Origin of the sequence: Synechococcus sp. R6-10 (assembly GCF_047461815.1) — a bacterium.
In the GTDB taxonomy this organism is placed as follows: Bacteria; Cyanobacteriota; Cyanobacteriia; order Thermostichales; family Thermostichaceae; genus Thermostichus.
In genome coordinates this window covers 1-4,094 of sequence record NZ_JANSHW010000263.1, presented here as the reverse complement: position 1 = coordinate 4,094, position 4,094 = coordinate 1, and the positions used below count along the sequence as shown (strand labels likewise).

Sequence of the window (4,094 nt, the reverse complement as noted above, 5' to 3'; positions counted from 1 at the left end):
AAGCCCGCCACCGGCCCTGCCCCCGAAGCCACCCCAAAGGCCAAGGCCATCGGCAAGGAAACAATCGCCGTCGTCAGCCCGCCGAAGAGATCCCCGCGCCAGTTGTCTAGGCTCAGACGTCGGTGCCAATCCAGAAATCTCTTGCCGCCGGACTGTTGTTCTTTCGCTTGGCTCAGCATGCCCCAAAGCCCTCGACGCTATGGGCAGCCTATCATTGAACGTTACTATAGAGATCATGCTAGAGAATAGATTTTCTTCTATAGTTTCCCTCAAGGATTCCCCTCCAAGCGAGGGCATGGGGCTTGAGCCGGTAGAGTTGTGTGAAAGTGAGAGTAGTCCACATAGCGATGCCCGTTGCTGTCCAGGTGGAGAATATCGGCAAATCGGTGGCCCCAGAGAATCTCATCGGCCAAGTAGGAGTGGCGAGCATGGATGGTTTGGGAAAAGGTGTCGTCGATGCCGGTCAGGGTAATGATCAGCTCCGCTTGGCCCACCTGTAAATCTCGATCCATGAGGCTGTAGAGAGGGCCGCCGATGAACCACCGAGCCTCTCCTACTGGAAGTCAGCCAGCCTTCACAAAGGGCGAATGGTAGACTGGGAATACAAAAGCTTTCTGCTCAATTCAATCACCTTCAGTCTGCCACGGTCAGGGTTGGTTTCTCGATAAACTTCCATGAACCCACTGCGCCAAGGCCGACTGGGATCCCTTACGGATAACCCAACCCCATGAGCGACAACGAATCGACGGCGCGCATCATCTCCACCGACCTGCAGCGGGAGATGTCGCAGTCCTACCTGGAATACGCCATGAGCGTGATCGTCGGGAGGGCTTTGCCAGATGCGCGGGATGGCCTGAAGCCGGTGCACCGCCGCATTCTCTACGCCATGCACGAGTTGGGCCTGACGGCGGATCGCCCCTTTCGCAAGTGTGCCCGCGTGGTGGGGGATGTGATCGGGAAATACCATCCCCATGGGGATCAGGCCGTCTATGATGCGCTGGTGCGCATGGCTCAAGATTTCTCCATGCGGGAGCGGCTGGTGGATGGGCATGGCAACTTCGGCTCTGTGGACAACGATCCGCCGGCAGCTATGCGCTATACCGAGTGTCGGCTGACTGCCTTTGCCCAAGAAGCCCTGCTCCAAGATATTGACGCCAACACTGTCGATTTTGTCGGCAACTACGACGGATCCCAGCAAGAACCCCTGGTGCTGCCGGCGCGGATCCCGCAACTGCTCTTAAACGGCTCTTCCGGCATTGCCGTGGGCATGGCCACCAACATCCCGCCTCACAACTTGAGCGAATTGGTGGACGGCCTGATCGCCCTCATCCACAACCCCAACCTGACCAGCCTGGAGTTGATGCAGTGGATCCCGGCCCCCGACTTCCCCACCGGGGCGCTGATCATGGGCCAAGAGGGCATCCGCGAAGCCTACACCACCGGGCGCGGCTCCATCACCCTGCGGGGGGTGGCCACCGTCGAAACCATAGAGCAGCGGGGCCGACCGGTTCGGGACGCCATCATCATCACCGAACTGCCCTACCAAACCAACAAGGCAGCCATGATCGAGAAGATCGCCGAGCTGGTCAACGAGAAAAAGCTGGAAGGCATTGCCGACATCCGTGACGAGAGCGACCGCAGCGGCATGCGGGTGGTGATCGAGCTAAAGCGGGATGCCCAGCCGCAGGTGGTGCTCAACAACCTCTACAAGCAAACCCCCCTGCAGGCCAACTTCGGGGTCAACATGCTGGCCATCCTCAACGGCGAGCCGCGCACCCTGACCCTGCGGGACGCGCTGCAGGCTTTTCTGGATTTTCGGGAAGAGGTGATCGAGCGGCGCACCCGCTACGAGCTGCAAAAAGCCGAAGAGCGGGATCACCTGCTGCAGGGCTATCTCTTGGCTTTGGGGCAGTTGGATCGGGTGATTGCCCTCATTCGGGGAGCCGCCGATACCGCCACAGCCCGAGAGGAATTGCAGGCGGTGTTGGGCCTGAGTGAAGCCCAAGCCGACGGGATCCTGCAGATGCAGCTGCGCCGCCTCACCGCCCTGGAAGCGGAAAAAATCCAGGCCGAGCACGAAGACTTGGTGAGGCAAATTGCCGACCTGCGGGATATTCTGGCCCGCCGAGAACGGGTGATGCAGATCATCAGCGAAGAGCTGCAGCAGCTCAAAGCCCGCTTTGCCAGCCCGCGCCGTTCCCGCCTCTGTTTGGAGGATGGGGAGCTGGGAACGGATGATCTGATCGAAAATCGGGAGACGGTTATCTTTCTAACCGAGCAGGGCTATATCAAGCGCATGGGCCTTGAGGAGTTCCAGGTGCAGGGGCGAGCCACCCGCGGCAAAGCCGGCGCCCGCATCAAAGAAGACGATGCCATCGAACAGTTTTTTGCCTGTCGCAGCCACGACACCATCCTCTTTTTCACCAATCGGGGCGTAGTCTATACCCTGCCCGCCCACCAGATCCCCCAGGGGAGCCGCGCCGCCCGCGGCAGCGCCATCGTTCAGTTGCTGCCGATCACCCGGGAAGAGCGGGTTACGTCCATGGTGCCGGTGAGCCAGTTCAGCGACGACGAATATCTGGTGATGCTCACCCGCGGCGGCTACATCAAAAAAACGGCCCTCAGCGCCTTTGCCAATGTACGCTCCAACGGCCTGATTGCCATCTCTCTGGAAGAAAACGACGAACTGCGCTGGGTGCGCCGCGCCCGCTCCAGCGATGATGTGGTCATGGCGACCCGCCAAGGCATGTCCATTCGCTTCCCGGCGGATGACGAGCAACTGCGCCCTCTGGGACGGGCCACCCGGGGCGTGCGGGCCATTACCCTCAACGCCGGCGATGACATCGTCAGCATGGATATTATCTCTGCCGAATCGGTGATGGCTGCCGAGCGAGAGGGGGAGAAGCTGGCTAACCCTTGGGTGCTGGTGATCACCAAAGAAGGGCGGGGCAAGCGCTCGGCCATCGACAATTTCCGCCAGCAAAACCGCGGCGGCAAGGGGGTGATCGCCACCAAGTTCCGCCAGGCGTCGGACGAGCTGGCGGCCCTGCGCATCGTCAATGCCGAAGACGAGATCCTGTTGGTAACCGCCAGGGGCATTGTCATGCGCCAGTTGGCCAAGGCCATTCCCACCCAGTCCCGCGAGGCGACCGGGGTGCTGGTGCAGCGCCTGGATCCGGAAGACAGCATTGTGGGAGTTACAGTGGTACCCGCTGCCTTGGTTGCCGAGGAGGAGACCTCAGAAGCCAGCGCTTGATCCCCGGCCGTTACTTAGGTACGGCATTTGCCGCCGCAGAAGGGTGGGATCCCGTACCGGAGAGGGTGAGGATGGGGTGTTACCTTTGGGATAGCCCAAATTCCGGGAACGGCAAAGGCCTGTGGGATCAGGCCGAGCGGCCCAGTTGGGATGGCATCTGCTGTGTTTGTGGAGCTGGGTTACTCCATGGCGAGCCCGTTGAACTTCATCCCTGGTTTTGAGGCATTGCAAACTCCGAGCCCCGACAACCGGCTCTGGCAATACCTGCAATCTCAGGATCCCAGCGTCTTTCAGGATATTGCCCGCAATTCTTCCCCAGAAGTGCTGGAGATCTTGGGCCACAACATCCGCAGCTTGGTGGGGAGCTTGCCCTCCGATCAATTCGGGGTTCAGATCATCACCAACCGCGAGAGCTTGGCCAAAATGCTCTCCGGCGCGATGATGGGCGGCTATTTCCTGCGGGTCATGGAGCAGCGCCTAGCCCTGGAGCAATCTTTGGGCAGTGCCTCCCAGCCTGCCAGCGCGGATCAGCCTTCGCCAGCAGAGGAGGAGGGCTAGGCTTGCAATCCACCTTTTAGCGCCGCCGAGGAGGTTCCATGCTGGATGCGGGTTTCCAGGCAAAGGGATCCCAGTTCAGCAGCCCACCGCGGCGGATTTTGGTTTGCCCGGATAGCTTTAAGGGATCCCTAACAGCCACGGCGGCGGCAGAGAGCATGGCCCGCGGGATCCAACAGGTGCTGCCGGAGGCCGAGGTGGAGCGGCTCCCCTTGGCCGATGGGGGAGAGGGCACCCTAGAGGTATTGCTGCCGACGCTGGGGAGAGAAAAAGGGTCTGTGGG

At 60.8% G+C, this 4,094-nt stretch carries 5 protein-coding genes; 3 read left to right on the top strand and 2 right to left on the bottom strand.

Features of this window, described 5'->3' with window-relative positions; translation table 11 throughout:
- Positions 1-179, bottom strand: a 179-nt coding sequence (locus tag NW837_RS08230; protein ID WP_414330548.1) for a SulP family inorganic anion transporter, incomplete at its 3' end; no start/stop codon positions are given.
- A 90-nt stretch (positions 180-269) separates the two neighbouring features.
- The gene (locus NW837_RS08225; RefSeq protein ID WP_414330545.1) at positions 270-536 is read right to left on the bottom strand and encodes a hypothetical protein; all 267 of its coding nucleotides are present in this window, start codon (positions 534-536) and stop codon (positions 270-272) included.
- A 191-nt stretch (positions 537-727) separates the two neighbouring features.
- Between NW837_RS08225 and gyrA the strand changes: the two genes are divergently transcribed.
- The 3 genes from gyrA to NW837_RS08210 form a co-directional block, all read left to right on the top strand.
- Positions 728-3,256: a DNA gyrase subunit A gene (gene gyrA / locus NW837_RS08220; RefSeq protein WP_414330543.1), complete on the top strand. Its 2,529-nt coding sequence runs from the start codon at positions 728-730 to the stop codon at positions 3,254-3,256.
- Between the two features lie 186 nt (positions 3,257-3,442).
- Positions 3,443-3,814: a DUF760 domain-containing protein gene (locus tag NW837_RS08215; RefSeq protein ID WP_414330541.1), complete on the top strand. Its 372-nt coding sequence runs from the start codon at positions 3,443-3,445 to the stop codon at positions 3,812-3,814.
- A gap of 38 nt (positions 3,815-3,852) precedes the next feature.
- Positions 3,853-4,094, top strand: a 242-nt coding sequence (locus NW837_RS08210; protein ID WP_414330539.1) for a glycerate kinase, incomplete at its 3' end; no start/stop codon positions are given.

Bases quoted from the DNA above. Each gene is read 5' to 3' on its own strand.
- NW837_RS08215 (WP_414330541.1), top strand. From the start codon at position 3,443: ATGGCGAGCCCGTTGAACTTCATCCCTGGTTTTGAGGCATTGCAAACT.
- gyrA (WP_414330543.1), top strand. From the start codon at position 728: ATGAGCGACAACGAATCGACGGCGCGCATCATCTCCACCGACCTGCAG.